The 18,068-nt window shown below is 54.4% G+C and carries 17 protein-coding genes; 2 read left to right on the top strand and 15 right to left on the bottom strand.

Annotated elements, in window-relative coordinates:
- Positions 1 to 119: 119 nt before the first annotated feature.
- The 12 genes from V8I28_RS11160 to trpS all read right to left on the bottom strand — a co-directional run bounded on the left by V8I28_RS11160 (position 120) and on the right by trpS (position 12,022).
- On the bottom strand, positions 120 to 356 hold the full coding sequence (locus V8I28_RS11160) for a Veg family protein (protein ID WP_011667243.1): 237 nt from the start codon (positions 354 to 356) through the stop codon (positions 120 to 122).
- Between the two features lie 98 nt (positions 357 to 454).
- Positions 455 to 1,345 (bottom strand): 16S rRNA (adenine(1518)-N(6)/adenine(1519)-N(6))-dimethyltransferase RsmA, encoded by an 891-nt coding sequence (gene rsmA, locus V8I28_RS11165; RefSeq protein WP_341780178.1) that lies wholly within the window; start codon positions 1,343 to 1,345, stop codon positions 455 to 457.
- On the bottom strand, positions 1,335 to 1,907 hold the full coding sequence (gene rnmV, locus V8I28_RS11170; protein WP_341780179.1) for a ribonuclease M5: 573 nt from the start codon (positions 1,905 to 1,907) through the stop codon (positions 1,335 to 1,337). The genes rsmA and rnmV overlap by 11 nt, the downstream gene beginning before the upstream one ends.
- Positions 1,894 to 2,673, bottom strand: a complete 780-nt coding sequence (locus V8I28_RS11175) for a TatD family hydrolase (RefSeq protein WP_341780180.1) — start codon at positions 2,671 to 2,673, stop codon at positions 1,894 to 1,896. Before V8I28_RS11175 ends, rnmV begins: the two co-directional genes overlap by 14 nt.
- Before the next feature lie 738 nt (positions 2,674 to 3,411).
- Positions 3,412 to 5,445 carry a methionine--tRNA ligase gene (gene metG / locus V8I28_RS11180; protein ID WP_341780181.1) on the bottom strand — a complete coding sequence of 678 codons (2,034 nt, stop codon included), beginning with the start codon at positions 5,443 to 5,445 and terminating at the stop codon, positions 3,412 to 3,414.
- Positions 5,446 to 5,594: 149 nt separating this feature from the next.
- Positions 5,595 to 6,440 carry a DUF72 domain-containing protein gene (locus V8I28_RS11185; protein WP_341780182.1) on the bottom strand — a complete coding sequence of 282 codons (846 nt, stop codon included), beginning with the start codon at positions 6,438 to 6,440 and terminating at the stop codon, positions 5,595 to 5,597.
- 11 nt (positions 6,441 to 6,451) lie between these two features.
- The gene (locus tag V8I28_RS11190) at positions 6,452 to 6,778 is read right to left on the bottom strand and encodes a hypothetical protein (protein WP_341780183.1); all 327 of its coding nucleotides are present in this window, start codon (positions 6,776 to 6,778) and stop codon (positions 6,452 to 6,454) included.
- A 10-nt stretch (positions 6,779 to 6,788) separates the two neighbouring features.
- The gene (locus V8I28_RS11195) at positions 6,789 to 7,487 is read right to left on the bottom strand and encodes an NAD-dependent protein deacylase (RefSeq protein WP_341780184.1); all 699 of its coding nucleotides are present in this window, start codon (positions 7,485 to 7,487) and stop codon (positions 6,789 to 6,791) included.
- A gap of 314 nt (positions 7,488 to 7,801) precedes the next feature.
- A complete protein-coding gene (locus tag V8I28_RS11200) occupies positions 7,802 to 8,767 on the bottom strand; it encodes an IpaB/EvcA family protein (RefSeq protein WP_341780240.1) in 966 nt (321 codons plus the stop codon).
- A gap of 16 nt (positions 8,768 to 8,783) precedes the next feature.
- Entirely contained in the window at positions 8,784 to 10,046 is a 1,263-nt protein-coding gene (locus V8I28_RS11205; protein ID WP_341780185.1) for a hydroxymethylglutaryl-CoA reductase, degradative, read from the bottom strand.
- A gap of 12 nt (positions 10,047 to 10,058) precedes the next feature.
- Positions 10,059 to 10,979: a Ppx/GppA family phosphatase gene (locus V8I28_RS11210; protein WP_341780186.1), complete on the bottom strand. Its 921-nt coding sequence runs from the start codon at positions 10,977 to 10,979 to the stop codon at positions 10,059 to 10,061.
- Positions 10,980 to 10,999: 20 nt separating this feature from the next.
- On the bottom strand, positions 11,000 to 12,022 hold the full coding sequence (gene trpS / locus V8I28_RS11215) for a tryptophan--tRNA ligase (RefSeq protein ID WP_445928208.1): 1,023 nt from the start codon (positions 12,020 to 12,022) through the stop codon (positions 11,000 to 11,002).
- 447 nt (positions 12,023 to 12,469) lie between these two features.
- Between trpS and helD the strand changes: the two genes are divergently transcribed.
- The gene (gene helD / locus V8I28_RS11220) at positions 12,470 to 14,824 is read left to right on the top strand and encodes an RNA polymerase recycling motor HelD (RefSeq protein ID WP_445928209.1); all 2,355 of its coding nucleotides are present in this window, start codon (positions 12,470 to 12,472) and stop codon (positions 14,822 to 14,824) included.
- On the opposite strand, the gene V8I28_RS11225 is transcribed toward helD, so the two are convergent.
- The gene (locus V8I28_RS11225) at positions 14,821 to 14,976 is read right to left on the bottom strand and encodes a hypothetical protein (protein ID WP_341780189.1); all 156 of its coding nucleotides are present in this window, start codon (positions 14,974 to 14,976) and stop codon (positions 14,821 to 14,823) included. The genes helD and V8I28_RS11225 overlap by 4 nt on opposite strands.
- A 323-nt stretch (positions 14,977 to 15,299) precedes the next feature.
- On the opposite strand from V8I28_RS11225, the gene V8I28_RS11230 reads away from it, so the two are divergent.
- Positions 15,300 to 15,896, top strand: coding sequence for an SdpI family protein (locus V8I28_RS11230; RefSeq protein ID WP_341780190.1), 597 nt, complete (start codon positions 15,300 to 15,302; stop codon positions 15,894 to 15,896).
- A 245-nt stretch (positions 15,897 to 16,141) separates the two neighbouring features.
- Here V8I28_RS11230 and V8I28_RS11235 read toward each other — a convergent pair whose 3' ends face one another.
- Positions 16,142 to 16,606: a hypothetical protein gene (locus V8I28_RS11235; RefSeq protein WP_341780191.1), complete on the bottom strand. Its 465-nt coding sequence runs from the start codon at positions 16,604 to 16,606 to the stop codon at positions 16,142 to 16,144.
- Between the two features lie 97 nt (positions 16,607 to 16,703).
- Positions 16,704 to 17,888, bottom strand: a complete 1,185-nt coding sequence (locus V8I28_RS11240) for a cation:proton antiporter (RefSeq protein ID WP_341780192.1) — start codon at positions 17,886 to 17,888, stop codon at positions 16,704 to 16,706.
- Positions 17,889 to 18,068: the final 180 nt, after the last annotated feature.

Consider the following 18,068-nt stretch of genomic DNA (forward strand, 5'->3'; position numbering starts at 1 on the left):
TGATTTTTTGCTCTAAATCTGGCCCCCACTCTACCGAGGCCAGTTGGTCACCCGGGCTAAATGCCAACCTTCTTGACAGAGTTTAGGGCAAAATAAAAAGGCCTAATTGGCCCAATTATTTATTCGTCGAAGTCAACTTCGATGTTTTTCGTTAAAATGTCGGTATAGCTGTATGAAACCCGTTCAAACGAATTCTCGTCCTGGTCTAAATCTACCACGAAAACAGCTGGATAGGTTTCCCGAAGAATTCCATGCCGCTCTGTCGTCTTCTTACGCCCGGCCTGTGCGATCACCATTAACTTTTCGCCAATCCGATCGTCCAGTTTGTTCTTAATGTTCGCTAAACTTGTTGGCATGCACTTCACCTCTGTGAAACATGATACCATGGTTTCACAAAAAACGCAAATTATACCACAACGGCCCTCAATCCGCAAGAATCCGCAATTGAAAAGGGTTACATAAGCCCTTCATTGTGAAAAGCGTTGGTTAATTCGATAAAATTTATCAGGGTTAAGCGCTCTGGGCGTAGCTGCCGCGAGATTTCAACGCGATCTAAGACCGTTTCAATCCGTTCACGGACTTCTGGCTGCTTCCCAAACATCCCCTGAAGATTGTTCCACAACGTTTTCCGTCGGTGGGCAAAGCAACCCTTAACAAACTTAAAGAGGGCTTGCTCTTCGTACGGTTTAATTGGCAAAGGTTCTCGCGGCGTCAACCGGATGATGGCCGAGTCAACATTGGGTTGCGGGATAAAGGCCGTGCGTGGCACCTCAAAGGCCACCTCCACGTGGGCGCGGTACTGCATGACCACGGACAACGACCCGTAGGCCTTGGACCCCGGCTGGGCGACCAAGCGATCGGCCACTTCGTTTTGCATCATGACGACAATCTTATCGAACGTCACCCCACTCTGGAGGACGCCCATCAAAATCGGCGTGGTGATGTAATACGGCAGATTAGCCACGATTTTCACGGGATGGCCTGCCTCAAACTCATCCTTAATCACGGCCGGCAGGTTAGCCTTCAAGATATCCTGGTTAATGACCTTGACGTTATCGTAGTCCATCAGCGTTTCTTCCAGTACCGGCAGGAGATTTTCATCGATTTCAAAGGCCACGACCTTGTGGGCCCGCTTGGCAATCTGTTCGGTCAAGGCCCCAATCCCGGGACCAATCTCGATGACGTTATCGTTCGCCGTTACATCGGCGGCGGCCACGATATTGCGGAGAATATTCAGGTCCGACAGGAAATTCTGCCCCAGGCTCTTCTTCGCCACCAGCTTATAGCGCGTCAGGATGGCTTTCGTTCTTGCCGGTGACCCAATTTCAGGTACGTTATTCTTCATGAGAATCCTCCTTTTGACGAATCTGCTTGACGGCTGCCGCAAAATCTGCAGGTTGAATGCTAAACATCCGCAGCCGCTTCTCCAATTGCTTACCATTCACGTAACCAATCTGGAGAAGCTCACCGAGTTGTTCGCGCCGGGCCTTGGCTCCCGCGCCACCGATTAAGCCCGCCGCCATGAGGTCCTCGTGGGTAATCAGCGTGGGCGCCGCCGTGGTTTCCGTGTACACGTGGCTCAGCGCGGCTCGAATCGCTTCCGGACTGGCGTGTTCCACCCCCAGCGAGCCGCCCGCCTTATCCGGCCGCCCTTCCGCCTTGGGCAGGAAGGCGTGCTTGGCATTCGGCACGGCCTCGGCCACAATCTTGCGAATCTTCTCGCCGGAAAAATCCGGGTCGGTGAAAATAATCACGCCGCGTTGATCGGCTAATTTTTCAATTAAGGCTAGGGTATCCTCATCAATCGCGGACCCCCGGGTTTCAATGGTGTCGGCGTTGACCGCCCGGTTGATGGATTTCGTATCGTCTTTGCCCTCCACCACGAGGACTTCTTTAATCTTCTTCATGGATGTGATAAAACTCCTCTGCGTTGTGGTAAGTCGCCGCCGCAATCTCTTCCGGCGTGGTGTCGCGTTCCTTAGCAATGGCTTCGACCGTATAGCGGGTGAAGCCGGGTTCATTCTGTTCGCCACGGTGCGGTTCCGGCGTCAGATAAGGCGCATCGGTCTCGACCATCATGACGTCTAGTGGCGTGGCCCGAACCGCGTCGTGAACCTCGTGGGCATTCTTGAAGCTAGCCACGCCGGAGTAGGAAATGTGCATGCCGAGGTCCAGAAATTTCTTAAGCCATTCGGGATCGCCATTAAAGCTATGCATGACGCCACCGATTTCCTCGATGCCGCCTGCCTTTAGAATCCGGTAGGTATCTTCGAAGGCGTCCCGGTTATGGATAGCCACTGGCTTGCCCACTTCCTTAGCAATCGCGACTTGGCGGGCAAACACCTTACGCTGAACATCCTGAGGGGAACTGTCCCAGTGATAGTCTAAGCCAATCTCGCCCAACGCTACGACTCGGTCATCGGCCAATTGTTCTTCCAAAACCTTTTCGGCCGCCGCATCGTAATTCTTGGAATCTTCCGGGTGCCAGCCAACCGCCGCATAAAGTTGGGGATACTGGTGGGCCAGCTTGATGGCGTCGGCGTTCAACTGCGTGTTGGAGCCGATATTCACCATCTTAACCACGCCCAGATCCGCGGCCTGCTTGAGGTAGCGCGGAACTTCTTTAATAAATTCTTCGCTATTTAAATGGGTATGTGAATCAAAGATTTTCATCAAGATCCTCCTATATCTCTGTTAAACCTTAAAACTGGTGGGGAAAACGTCGGCCATTTTACCGATGCTGGCCGGCCAATAGCCGGAATTATCCACAGTTGTCGGATAACTTGACCTCAGTCGCTCAAAAGTTATCCACCTGTGAACAACTTTTTCGTTTGCCGTTATTCACAGCCCATCCGCGGGTTATCCCCAAATCAGCCGTTACTTATCAACAAATCCACTGTCTACCGCCATTATCGCAGACCTGATGAACAATTTCACCCACAATTCGGTAAATTATCAACTGACTTATGCACTTAGACACCGCCGATGGGCCAGCTCGCCGTTAATTACCGGTGGATAAGTGTTTAAGTGGATAACTCTGGTGATTGCCAGGCTCTTTCCAGTTTTTTTCACAACATCGCCTGTTCCGCCGCCAGTCGGTGACGTTACCTGCCGGAGGTCGCCAGGAGTGGAGCCAGCTGTGTCGATGCCGTTAGCTGGCGTTTTGGGCCAAGTTACGGCATGGGGCGGGGAGACGCGCGAACCTTGCGTGGCTTCCAAGCGAACCGGAAGCCCGCCCTTTGGCTGGAGGTGGCCCCCACAGTAGGCGGAACTTCTGGCAGGCGTAGGCCATGGCAACGACACCAAATTTGGCGAACGGTAAGGTGGAAACGATGAAGGTGGCCAACGTCAGGAGTTAAGAAAACGTGGGTTGGCGTCTCATCGACCCGCCGCCCACGTTTCCGTTAACGCTTATTCAACTGAAGACCCGTTGACCAGTTCACTCGGAACCGTGATTAATTGGACCTTGCCATCGTGTTCTGCGGACAGCAACATCCCTTGGCTGACCTGCCCCCGCATCTTCCGTGGCTTCAGGTTCGCCACAATCACGACCTTCTTCCCCACGAGAGACTGTGGTTCTGGGTACCATTGGGCAATCCCAGAGAGGATTTGCCGATTGCCTTGGTCGCCGGCGTCCAGCTGGAACTTCAGGAGCTTGTCGGCCCCTTCCACGTGGTCCACGGCCTTGACTTCGGCAACCCGCAGTTCAATCTTCTCAAATTTATCAAAACGAATCTCTGGCTTGTTCAACGTCAGTTCAGCGGCCTCGCTCTGGGCAGCGGCCTGTTGTGCTTCGGCTTTTGCGGCCATCGCAGCCCGGCCCTTGGTCTTTTCAGACTTGGTCATCTGACCTTGAATGAAGTCGACTTCTTCCTTCACATCGATCCGAGGGAAGATCGGCGTGCCCTTAGCCACGACCTGCTTGCCGGCTGGTAAATCGGCCAACTTCAGGTCAACCATGTCCAAGGTTGCCGGATCTAAGCCCAATTGCGCAAAAATTTCCTTCGGCGCATGCGTCATGATCGGGCTGATCAGGGTCGCAATCACCCGCAAACTAGCGGCCAGATGCGCCATCACAGCGGCCAATTCGGTCGCCTTGCTGTCGTCTTTGGCCAATTGCCAAGGTTCCGTTTCATCGATGTACTTGTTGGTCCGGGAGACTAACTTCCAGATTTCCGCCAAGGCATCGGCGAAGTGCATTTGATCCATCAATCCCCGGTAGTTAGTGATGACTTTTTCCGCCGTGGCTTCCAGGTCGGCGTCAAAGGCCGTCACGCCCGCCTTGAATTCAGGCAGTTTGCCGTCTTCGTACTTGTTAATCATGGCAACGGTTCGGTTCAACAGGTTCCCCAGGTCGTTGGCCAGGTCGTAGTTCAACCGATCCACGAAGTCCTCGGGGGTAAACGTCCCGTCATTACCGTAAGGCATCGCCCGCATCAGATAGTAACGCAAGGCATCGAGGCCGTAACGGTCCACCAAGGTTTCGGGGTAAATGACGTTCCCCTTAGACTTGGACATCTTGCCGTCCTTCATCAACAACCAGCCGTGCGCAAACAATTCGTCTGGGGCTTCAATCCCTAAGGCGTGGAGCACGATTGGCCAGTAAATGGAGTGGAAACGGACAATTTCCTTCCCCACCATCTGCACGTTAGCGGGCCAGAACTTGTTAAATAGGCTTTCATCGTCACTGGTATAACCCAGAGCGGTGATATAGTTCAATAGGGCATCGATCCACACGTAAACCACGTGCTTCGGGTTGCTCTTGACCGGCACACCCCAAGTAAAGGTCGTCCGGGAAACGGCTAAGTCTTCCAAGCCCGGCTTGATGAAGTTGTTAATCATTTCGGTCATCCGAGATTCCGGTTGGATGAAGTGTGGGTGGCTGTGGTAGAAGTCCAGTAGCCAGTCGGCGTACTTACTCATCTTAAAGAAGTAAGACTGTTCCTTGACCAGCGAGACCTCGTGACCGGAAGGCGCCTTACCGCCGATGACCTTACCGTTGTCATCATGGTAGACCTCGGCCAGTTGCGTTTCGGTGAAGTATTCCTCATCGTCTTCGGAGTACCAACCTTCGTATTCGCCCAGGTAAATGTCGCCCTGCTTCAAGAGCCGTTCGAAGACCTCCTGAACGGCCGCCACGTGTTCCTTGTCGGTCGTCCGGATGAATTTATCGTTGGAAATTTCCAACGTCTTCCAGAGCTTCTTGATGCCGTCAGCCATGCCGTCCACGTATTCCTGTGGGGATTGGCCCTGTGCCTTGGCCTTATCCTCAATCTTGAGGCCGTGTTCGTCGGTCCCAGTTAGGAAAAAGACATCGTAACCGTTGCTACGCTTGTAACGGGCCACCACGTCACACGCAATCGTGGTGTAAGAATTACCGATATGTAACCGCCCGGATGGGTAGTAGATCGGCGTGGTAATGTAAAAACTTGGTTTGTCTGCCATAAAGTAAAAGCCTTCCCTCGCTCTAAATTGTTCCATTATTTTTAGGTTAATTTTCAGTTTAAATTCTAATCCAGTATAGCATAAACCCCGGTTGAGCCATAGCGGTTCCCGGGGATTTTAACGCGATTTGAAAGAAGCCAGCATTTTCATCAGAAGAGGTCCAACTGCTGAGGCGCCAGATTATCCCAGTGAAGTCCCAGGATTTCCTGGAGCCGTAACGCGTTAGGCGCCGCGTCCTTGCCGGAGTTGTTGTTGAAGATGACGCAGACGTCTTGGGCCTGAGCGGCGAGGCGCCGTACCAGGTCCGCAATCTTCTGGAGCTCGTCTTCGCTGTATTTATACAGCGTTCGGGTCTTTCGCCAGTTGGCCCCCTGATTGAACCAGCCCTCGGTATTGCGGCCGTGCAACCGCACCACCGCCAATTCCGGCGTGGTGACGGTCTCGATCAAAGGAATCCCGTTATTCAAGTTGTGGGGTTCGTCGGTGGTCACGTTGGTCAGCTTTAACGACTTTAGGTAGGCCAGCACATCGGCCGTCATCCCGCTGTCGTCAAACCAACTGGGACTCCGAAATTCCACGGCGACCGGTAGCTGCCCCATCTGGACGCGGACATCGCGCAGATACTGGATATTCGCGGTCGTTCGATTGAAGTACGGTGGAAATTGAAACAGCACCGTCCGTAACTGATGGTGCGTCACCAACGGCGAGACGGCCAGTTTGAACTGCTCGAAGGCCGCGGCCCGTAATTCGGGGGTCGCCGGCTCCTGACGGTCGTGTTGGGTCATCACCTGATTGGCCTTCAAAATATATTGAAAGTCCGCGGGGACCGCCGCCTGCCAATTGGCCACCGTACTCTGCCGGGGTATCCCGTAAAAGGGCGTATCCAATTCCACCAGGGGTAGCCGGCCCGCATACTCGTTTAGCGTTACCGGCCGGTCCTCACCGCCGATTAAGGCCGGATGCTCCTTCCAGGTTGTCAGCCCAATCGTAATCATGCTGTCACTCCCTACTTCAAGTTCTCAAACCGTTTAATCAAATTCACTTCCGGTGCCGTCAGTTGACCGGTTAGCTGGCTAATCAGCCGTTTTCCCGCGACGCGGTCGTTGTAGCGAATCCCCGTCACGCAGATATCAATCAAGGCAAACATCACCGTCACCAAGATGGCCTCGCGCCGATTAAAGGTCGCATTAAAGAGTGTCACCAGTTGACCACTAAAGGCCAGCTGAATGATGCTGTAGACCAACAGTGTGTCGGGCAATAGCTGCAAAATATTCAGCCACCGTAGCCGCCGCACGACTTTTCTTAATTGCGCAATGACTTCTTGATGATTCATCTTGTCACCCTCAGACCCGCAATGCTGCGAAGAATTCCGTAGCATCGGCTTGGACCATGTCGTAGTTGAAGCCGAGATTTAATTTTTCCTGATTGACCACGACCACCTGTGCCTGCTGATTACGATAATCCAACAGACCGGCAAACGGGTAAACCCGCATGGACGTACCCACAATCACCACGAGGTCGGCCTGATTCATCGCGGCCACCGCTCGCTGAACATTGGTGGTGTTGAGGCCCTCATCGTAGAGGACGACATCTGGCCGTAACCAACCGCCATCAGCCTCATGATACGGCGACTTGAGGTAATCGTGCCAATCCGCTTTGGCCCCGCAGATCTGGCAGTACACGTTGTAAAGGTTCCCGTGAAATTCGACCAGGTGCCGGGTATCCGCCACGTTATACAAGTTATCGATGTTTTGGGTAATCACCGTGGCCCGGTCCTGCCGAGTCAATGCGGCCTGCTTCTCATGAATGACGTTGGGTTTGGCATCCGGATAGTACAGGTTCTGTTTGACGTAGTCGTAAAAGACCTCTGGTTCCTGAACTAAACAGCTGTGACTCAAGTAGTATTCGGCGTTCCGGTGCCCCGTATACAGGCCATTCTTCGACCGATAGTCCGGAATGCCGGAGGGCGTTGAAACCCCTGCGCCGGTTAAGAATACAATGTGTTTCGCTTGATCAAAAGTCGCTTGTAAGCGTGCTTCCATCCCCATCATCCTTTCCTAAGTCAATTACCCGCTAAATACGGGTTTTAGCTTCTAACCATTAAATCTTCCTGACCAGTAGCCTGCGCCTGCCAGAACAAATCAGTCGGCTCATCAACGTTGTTCACGCTGGCCGCCTTACCGTTCGCGAAATCTAGGCTGGAACGCTGGGGAAGGCCGGAAGCCCGCCTCTCGGCTTCAGGCGTCCCCCATAGCAGGCGGAACCTCTGGCAGGCGCAGGCACCCCTTTCCACGAACGGCAAGGCGGCCAACTCACATAACGTTGCCAGCCAAGACGACACCAGCGTGATCACCGATTATCGCAGGATGTAAGGCATCTTCAGTTGGTCGAAGAGCTCCTTTACCGTCAGATCGTAAATCTTCGTGAAGTAGTCCGGCGTATCGTCCTTCGGTGCCGGCGATGGCAGCACGAAGGCATTCTGTTCATCGGCGCGGTTGAAGCCGACGTAAGCCCGCCGTTGCGTGGTCTTCTCGTGCATATCGGAATGGTAGAGCTCAAAGATTTGTTTGACCTTCAAACCGAGCTGACGTTTTGACAAGACGCTGGTTAACGTGGTGAACTCGGTGTTGTGAAGACCCGGTAAGTTCCAAGCCTCCAGTTGTTCGTCAAAGGCCTTGAACAACTTCACCACATTCCGACGTAACGTGAACGGCGAATCCACCGGTTTGGCCGTGATGACGGCGTACAACTTCTTCGCCGCCGCCAGACTAATCGGATAGTCGCGTTCGAATTCCGCCAGTACCTTAGCGTCGTCTAGGCCGAAGAAGACCAGCGCATCCAGCAAGGTTAGCGTCCGCAAGGTCATCTCATCATCCACGGGATCGGGCTCCGGCTTAATCGTTGCCTTGACCCCGGCCAGGTAGAGATCCTTAATCTCCGGTGTAATCAGGCCATGCTTCTGCTGTTCGCTAACCACGACGAAGTGACTCACGATATCGTAGAGCTCCGTGCCCATAATCATCAGCTGTTCATCCAGCTTGGGTTGCCCCGTGGTCAGTGAGAAGAAGACCTGAGGGAAGCCCGACAGAATCATCAGCAAGTGTAAGAGTTCGTGTGAGGCCGTGTAGTTAGGGGCTGTTAAATCGGCGACTTGAATCGCAATGTTCTTGCCCATCTGCATTTGTTGCGCCTGGTCGTGACGCACGTAGCCAGCCTGCAACTCACCAATGAACTGGACTTCGACTTTACCGGGATAAATGGCGTTGACCTGGTTCAAGAGTCCCTGGACCGCCTCGTTAAGTTGCACGTCTTTTGCTTTCAACATTTTTATCTGTCACCTATTTCTTTAAATTTGCTGCCCGAACGGCGGCCAGGGCCGCTTTGGCCTGCGCCGTCGTTGGTTGGGTCTCGCCTCTGAGCCGGCCGACCACCGCCGGAACCTCTCCGGGTGTGGCGCCAACGGACAGGGCGAGTGATTTTAATTGTAATTGCATGTGGCCGTGCTGAATACCATCGGTCACCAACGCGCGGAGTGCCGCCAAATTCTGGGCGAGCCCCACCGCCACGGTCACACCCATTAAGTCACGGGCGGACGTCACCTGGGCAATCTGCTGATTGATGGTCACCAACGGGAAGACCCGCGTGGCGCCCCCAACGTAGCCCAGGGCCAGTGGCAGGGTCAATTCGCCCCGGAGCGTTTCGCCCACGATCCACCAGCGACTAAGACTCTGGTAGCTACCGTGGCGGCTAGCATAGGCATGTGCCCCGCTCTCCACGGCCCGCCAATCATTGCCCATGGCCAGCACGACCGCATCGATACCGTTCATGATTCCCTTGTTATGGGTCACGGCGCGGTACGGGTCGTGGGCGGCAAAGTCGCTGGCATCGCAGATTCGTTGGGCCACCGTGGCCCCGTCGACGGACTTCGTCGCCAACTGGTTCACGGGAACCGCCACCTCGGCCGTTGCCAGGCTGTGCGTGGCATAATTGCTTAAAATGCTCATCAAAACGTTGACCGTCAGATGTTCCTTGAGGTAAGTCGCCACGGCCTCACAGATTGTGTTGACCAGATTGGCGCCCATGGCCTCGCCGACATCGACGAATAAATCGAGCGACATCCAGTGTGGCGGAATATAGCGAATTCGTAGCGACCGCACGCCACCGCCGTGCCCCAGTAATGAGGGGTGAACCGCGTTGGCAACCCGCAAGAGTTCCTCCTGGTGGGCCGTAAGCCAGGCCTTAATGCCGGTGCGGTCGTCCACGTGACTCAAGACAATCTGCCCCATGACTTCGCGCCGGGCGACCGAGGTGATGATGCCCATCTTGCTGGTCAACAACCGCCCCCCATTACTGGCGGCGGCAATCACGGAGGGTTCCTCCGTCACCATGGGCACCGTCACGTCGCGGCCGTTGATCCGCAGGTTAACGGCCACCCCCTCGGGCACGCCATAGGTCGTCAGGTAATTTTCAATCAGGTCGGCATCCCCAGCCCGGCGCCGCGAAGCGATCTGGGCCAACTGGTCAACCGTTAAATGACGCTGCTGTGCCAACAAGTCACGCCGGGCTCCATAAGGTAGCCGGTAAAATGGTGTTTGGGCCATTAGACATTCCTCCTAACGTTGACTGAGATATTCGGAAATAATGCCTTCACGAACGCCGCTCTCGGAAAAGACCACCCGATCGGCGTCCAACATCTGTAAAAGTGTCACCAATGGCAACATCCCACCAATAATAATATCGGCGCGGTCTAATTCTAGACCGGAAATTCGTTTTCGTTCGGCCAACGGCACCCGTAAGAGGCGCTCGAAGGTCTTCATGACTTGTTCCGTGGTCAACCGGTACCCGTGAATATTCTCCACGTGGAGGATCTTTTGCTGCTGGCGGTTCATGCGGGCCAGGGTACGGTTCGCCCCGCCCAACAGGACCAGCGGCAGATGCTTGGCGTCGTTTAACCACCAAATATCGCGCAGCCGTTCACGCAGAAAGACTTGCGCCGAGAAAAGGTCGACCGCGCGGACGCGATCGTCTAATCTAAACTGTTCGGAGAGGTTAACCGCCCCGAATGGCACGCTAATCAGGTTGGCATCGCGCCCGTCCTTGACGTGGACCAGCTCACAGCTCGCCCCACCGGTGTCCAGCAACAGACAATCCTTAACTTTCAGCCGATTCACTGCCCCTAGATAGTCGTAATAGGCTTCCTGGTCGCCTGAAAGGACCTCGAGGTTAATGTCAGTGGCCGCCGCCACGCGCTTTAAAAATTCATCGCGGTTACGGGCCTGCCGCACCGCCGCCGTGGCGATGCCTCTGACCACCAAATTGGGCAGTTGCTCATAGTATGGCCGAAATGACTTGAGGGCACTGATCGTGCGGTCCATCGCCTTTGGTTGGAGAATCTTCTCGGGACCCATGCCCTCTGACAGGCGGCTATCGACCTTGACGCGATTAACCTCGCGGTAGGTCCCGTCATCATGGAGTTCATTGACGGCCATGCGGACCGAGTTCGATCCGAGATCAACAATGGCTAAGTTTTGCATAGATTCTCCCCCGTTTCAGTCTAACCGAAGTAGTCGATGCCGATGGCGTGGCGGACCTCACGTAACGTTTGGGCGGCCACTTGATTGGCTTTCTCGCTACCCTGCTTCAAGATATCGTAGACGGCATCCTCGTTGGCAGCGTATTGTTCGCGCCGTTCGCGAATCGGTTGAAGCTTGGCCTGCAGGACGTCGTTTAAATACCGCTTAATTTTAACATCACCGAGCCCACCGTGCTGGTATTGTGCTTTCAGATCGGCAACTTTGGCCGTATCGTCCGCAAAAATATCGAGGTAGGTGAAGACCGTGTTGCCTTCGATGTGGCCAGGATCTTCGATGTGAATGTGTTCGGGGTCGGTGTACATCGACATGACTTTCTTCTGGATAGCGTCGGCGCTGTCGCCCAGGTAGATGGCGTTGTCTAAAGACTTACTCATCTTGGCATTGCCGTCAAGACCGGGGATTCGCCCTTGGCCCTTAGGCGGGAAGTAGCCTTCTGGTTCCACCAGAATCTCCTGTTGATAAATGCTGTTGAAGCTCCGCACAATCTCGCGCGTCTGTTCCAGCATCGGTTCTTGGTCTTCACCAACGGGGACCGTGTCGGCTTTGAACGCCGTAATGTCGGCTGCTTGACTAACCGGATAAATGAAGAAACCAGCGGGCACACTTTCACCGAACGCCTTTTGCTTAATTTCGGTCTTAACGGTCGGGTTCCGGTTCAGCCGCGAAACGCTGACCAGGTTCAGGTAAGCCATGGTCAACTCGTTTAGGGCTGGAATCTGGGATTGGACCAGAATCGTGGACTTAGCGGGATCAATGCCCACGGCCAGGTAGTCCAAGGCCACCTGTAACAGGCTGTGGCGAATCTTCTCGGGGTCGCGGGCATTGTCGGTCAACGCCTGCATGTCGGCAATCATAATGTAAGTGTCGTAATCGCCGGTATTCTGCAAGGCGACCCGGTTCTTCAGGGACCCCACGTAATGTCCGATATGCAATTTACCAGTTGGTCGGTCACCTGTTAATATAACGTGCTTTTTAGTCATCAATGTTCTTCCTTTCTGAAAAAGCGCCCCATTGGAGAAGGACTCCAATAGGACGCTAACTGCGCGGTACCACCTAAATTGTGGTCACTATGACCACCACTTTTGTCGTTAACGGGACCCCGCGATAATTAATTATCGAGTAAATATTTGCATGCGACCCATTTGGGCACCGAAACCGTTTCAGCACGGGCGGTTTCTCTCTGAAATTGGCCTACTTTCATCGCACATCCATGGTACCCATTTTAGAGGTTTTTTAGATGAAAGTAAACTGTCTTGTCGGACAAAGATATTTATAATCAAAGTGACTAGCGGTGACGGACTTTAACGGGGCTTTTGACCGGTAAAAAAAAACTGAAACCAGTCGTCAAACCATCGCTGTGATTATCGCCCTAATGAATCGCCAAAATCTCGACCTGTTTCCAGCCACTTTAATTGACATTACCCCTAAAAATGACTAGACTTGTTAGGCATTTAGCCTATCCAAAGGAGGCGGTCATTTTGACCACCAGCGAACAAGCACAGGAACAACAACGCGTTGACCGCGTGGCTGACCAGATTGGTGACCGGATCGCCAAGACCACGGCCGACTACACGGCTGCGCATCAAGAGTTGCGTAACGTGCTGAAGAATTATAGTGAAAACACCTCGGTTAACTGGTTCGAAGTCGATGACCGAATCGAAACCAGTGCCGAGCTCCAGCAGCAACGGGCGTTGGTCTCCCGGCTAACTGAAAATCAAAACATTATTCAAGATCAGATTGATACCTTTAAAGAACTACAGAAATCCCCCTACTTTGGGCGGATTGACATTCAAGACCCCGGCGAAACCACGCCGGAATCCCTCTACATCGGCACGGCTTCCTTCGTCGATGAGGACCAGAACTTTCTGGTCTACGACTGGCGGGCCCCCATCTCCAGTATTTATTACAACGGGGTGCTCGGTAAGGTGACCTACAGCACGCCGGCCGGCGACCAAGAGACCGACCTTCTGAAAAAGCGACAATTTCTGATTCAAGACGGCCAAATTGAAAACATGTTCGACACCAACGAAACCGTGGGCGACGAGATGCTGCAACACGCCTTGGGTGAACAGAACGACGCCACCATGCAAAACATCGTGGCGACCATTCAACGCGAGCAAAACGACATTATCCGCGATACCAAGAGTGACCTGTTGGTGGTTCAAGGGGTGGCCGGGTCCGGCAAGACCTCGGCGATTCTCCAGCGGATTGCCTTTCTGTTGTACCACAGCCGCCGCGACCTCGAGGCCGACCAGATTGTCCTCTTCTCGCCCAACCGCCTGTTCAGCCACTACATCAGCGACGTCCTCCCCAGTCTGGGGGAACGGAACATGCGGCAGGTGACCTTGGCCGAATTTCTCACGCAACGCTTCCAAGGGTTGAAAGTCCAAACGCAATTCGAACGCTACGAGGCCGACCAGCAACAGCCCGTCAATCACCGGCTCCGCGACTTCCGCGAGAGCGCGGCGATGATGACGGCCGTGCGTAATTACTGTCAGGCCTGCCCGGCTGCCGACCTCAAGTTCACCGACATTCGCTTCGATGGCCGCGTCTTCTTCAGTAAGGAAGAGATTCGCGATATTTACGATCAATTTCCAACCGCAGTGGCGCCGGCCGACCGGTTCTTGCGGACTAAGAATGAATTGGAGAAGCGCCTCAAGCACCGGATTGCCGAAGAAGCCAAGGCCGACTGGGTGCGCGACGAGATTGACCAACTCAACGATGAAGATTATCACCATTGGCTGGGCGCCAACCACCTGGGCGAATTCGAACAACTCGATGATGAGATCGACTTCATTGCCCGGCAGATTGTGCGCAAACGGCTCCGGTCCGTGGACGACGCCATTTATAACGGCTACTTTCTCGATGCCTACAGTCAGTACACCGCCTTTTTGAAGCAGTGTCCGCTACCGGAAACCATCGCGGCCGACGACTGGCAAGGCGTTATTGACACTTACCAACACGACATCGAATTTCACCGGCTGGCCCTGACCGATGCGGCACCCCTGATGTACCTGCGCGACCTGTTGATTGGTGGCGGCAAGAATCACCGGATGCAGCACCTCTTTGTCGATGAGATGCAGGACTATTCGATGGCGCAACTGATTTACCTACAACACGCCTTCCCTCGGGCCAAGCTGACGTTGCTGGGCGATAGCGAGCAGGCCCTCTTCAAGGCGGTCGAATCGCCCGAGTCTATTCTGAAAAAGTTAAACGCGGCGTTGAACGTCAAACGGTCGCGACTGATTACGCTGCGGCGGTCGTACCGTTCGACCTATCCCATCACCACCTTCGCCAAGGCCTTACTGCCCGATGGCGATCAGATTGAGGCCTTCAACCGGCCCGGTGACCTGCCCCGGGTGGTCATTCGCTACGACGAAGAGTCCGCGACCAAGGCCCTGGCCAACGAGCTGACCACGGAGCTGGCCACCAACGGGACCGTGGCCATCCTCACCAAGAGCACGGCCGAGGCCAAACACGTTTACCAGCAACTACACGGGCAGTTCGACCTGACCCGGCTGACCGACACCGACCGTTCCTTACCGAAGGGCATCGTGGTTCTCCCCATCTACTTGGCCAAGGGCTTGGAGTTCGACAGCGTCATTGCCTACAACGTCTCAGCGGAAAATTATCCGAACGACCAGTTGACCGGGACGCTATACACCATTGCGTCGCGGGCCATGCATCACCTGACTTTGTTGAGTATTGGCGCTGTGTCACCCCTGATTGCGTCGAAGAACATTCCTCAGGCGGATCTCACCATCGAACACGAATTCCAGAGTTAACGCCGGTCAATGATTTCAGGTTCTGGCGACACTGGTGTGGACTGGTTGCCTTGCCGTTCGCCCAAGATGAGCTGGGGCGCGGTGGGCCGGACGCCCTGAGCCTGAGGGGTGGTCTCAGGACTCGACTTCTGGCGAACAGGCGTTACTTTCACATTCGGTGATGGCGTAATACTGGGTCGTCACCCTATTAGAAATTATTGAAAATACGCCAATCGTCGCGTCCCGGATATGTTTCACTGCCAGAAACTTTTCATTTTTGACGGCGACTTCCCATCCTATTTTATCCAGTTGCGACCGGATAAGTCCTCAAATTTACTGTAAGTCAACGAACCCGACCAGCCGTCAGGTTCGTTTTATTTTGGCCGTAAAATCAGTTTTGCCCCGTCAGTTAACGAAATCAGGCGTCTCAGTGGTCGCGCCCTTTTCCGGCGCTTACCCTAGACACTAATAACAAGCCGTGATTGGAGTGAACGCGATGTTACTGCCCAAGTCTTTTCAAACCAAGTTGCGCCTATTCAAATGGGCAAACGGTGGCCTACTCATCCTATGTTGGCTGCTCCAAGTCCTGCGGGTATCGCTGGGCCCGATTCAGCCGCTGCGGACCCTCCGAACGCTACTGATCTTTACCCTGGCCTACGTGGGGATTCTCTGCTCGCCGCGACTGATTAAGGACCACTTCGAAGCGCCCACTCGCCGGCAAATGTCGCTGGACCTCAACGTCTTATTTACCATCTATGCGCTCATCTTTCTTTTACTTCCCCAAGCGCTCGACACCGCCTACCTCGCGAGTTCACAGGCCGGTTTGGGCATTCTCTTCTCCCTACTCGGCGTCCCCATGCCCTACATCCGGCCCAACGGCGTCTACGGGATTCGTCTGCCTTGGACGCGTAACTCCACCGAAATCTGGCTCAAAACCAACATTCTCGGCGCCCGGCTCCTACTCGTGGTCGGCGTGGTTAGCCTGATTGTCGGCTCCTATCAAGCCAACTGGTTTCTGATGTCGCTAACGATTGGCGTCATCATCTTTACGGCGGCCACCGTGGGCTACGCCTATCATCAGTCACGGCCATAAGGAACGCCTGGACTATGGCTAATTTTTAAACCGCCGGCTAAGGCCGCGAGGTGGATAAAATGCCCAATGCAACCCTCCCCATTGCCGCCGTCTTGGAACCAGTCCAACGGAGACATCCCCGAGATCACGTCGAACTGATGACGATTGACCGCCATTAGAAATTAAACCCGCTCCCCAAAAACTAAAAGTCCCGGTAATCCGAAGCGTGGCGACACCACCACCCGGATTACTGGGATTATTTGCGTTTAATGATTAAAAATTGCTGGCGTCTTCATTACCGGAAAAGTCGCCTTCCGGCCATAGTTGGCATAACCTTTATAAAAGTGAACGGTCTGGCGACGCAATTTTACCTTGTAGGTTAACCGTTGCCCCTCGAACTGGACCCGACTGCCCTTGGGCGAATACTGAATGCCCGATAAGCGGTAAACGCCGTGGCCCAACGCTTGATACTTCAGCTTTTTCAAGCCGTAGCCGGGTAAGCGGTAGTAGTGCTTGCTGGCGGTGTCAAAACCGAAGAGATTCCCCGTGCTCTTGGTCTTGCTGTAAGTCATGTAGGCCTTGTTGTCGCCCTTGCCGTTGTGAAACCAGGTGTGCCGCAAGGCTTTCGGCGTCCCGCTATGCCAGGTGGCCGCTTGGGCCGTGGTCAAATCGGTCGCCGCCAGCCCTAGCGACAGCGCCGCCAAGCCCATTAGAAAATAAGGTTTTGCCATGATGTTCCTCCTCCAAAATCAATTCCGAAACGTTAAATCCGCTCTGACCGCACCCGTCTTCGCGACAGAAAGTAAGGCTAACTCACTGCCCCACCGATTAGTCGGTCGGCGTCGCCGCGGCCGACTTGGGCATCCGTTTCAACGTCTGCTTCAAGAGTAGCGGCGCGAGGACCGTCGCGAGCACAATCACCAGAATCATGGCCGAGTAGCTCGCATTGCCCAGGAGCCCCGCCTGATGACCAATCTGGGCGGTAATCAGACCCATTTCCCCGCGGGCAATCATCCCGGTGCCAATCACACCGCTACTGTTCCAGGAGAATCCGCAGAACCGTGCGCCCAGGCCGCAACCCAGCAACTTGGTCAGGCAGGCCAGAATGGTTAGAATCACGATAATCCCCAAATTCTCCGCCATGTGATCGAGGGTCATGTTCAACCCCACGCTGACGAAGAAGACCGGGATAAAGATGGCATTGCCCAACGGCTCCACGTGATCGGCCAGCACGGCCCGGTATGGCGTGTGGGCCACGGCAATACCGGCGAAGAAGGCCCCGATGGCCCCGCTCAGGCCCACGATATCGGCGAGCCAGGCCATCCCCAGGCAGATGACCATCGACATGATCGTTACACTGGACGCCATGACCAACCGCTCGCTTAGATGCATGAGGTACGGCGCCACCCATTTTACCAGGATGTAGGTTCCCCCGAAGAAGGCGACCTGCTCAATCAAAACGACCGCTAGATTCGGTTGACTCCCGGCGGCCTTGATGCCCTGACTGGCCAGCAGACTAATCATCAGCGACAACAGGACCACGCCGATAATGTCGTCGGCCACGGCCGCTCCCAGTATGGTCGCGCCCTCCCGCGTGGACAGGGCGTGAAACTCCTTCAAGACGGCCACGGAGATGGAGACCGAGGTCGCCGAGAAAATCACCCCAATAAACAGGGATTCCAGCGCACTAAAGCCCCACCACCAGGACGCCAGGCCCATCAGCGTAATCGGAAAGACCACGCCCAGAGTGGCAACGACAATCGCCGGTCGAAGATACTTCATCAGCAGGTCCAGATTACTCTCCAACCCACCGAGAAACATCAGGATGACCACCCCAATATCGGCAAATAAGTTGACCAGACTGTTCAGTTCAACCCAGTCCAACAGCGCCGGCCCGATTAGAATCCCAATCAACAACTCACCGATTACGGCAGGGACTCCCAGCCGGTTAGCGAAGTTGCCGGCCAGCGTGGTCAGCACTAAGATTAAACACAGGGTTCCTAAAAAAGCCACGTGAATCCCTCCTCGTCAAATTTAATAGTCTCTATGATACGCTATTTCCCAGCGCCACAAAAGGGGCCGACCGCGGTGAATGTTATTTTTTCTGGGCGTTTAAAGTCGCCAAAACCTTGGGAGGTCTTAACTGCCGGATCGAAAAGATAATCAACGTTAATCAATAAGCCAAAACTTGGT

Origin of the sequence: Levilactobacillus sp. HBUAS70063 (assembly GCF_038374745.1) — a bacterium.
Taxonomy (GTDB): Bacteria; Bacillota; Bacilli; order Lactobacillales; family Lactobacillaceae; genus Levilactobacillus.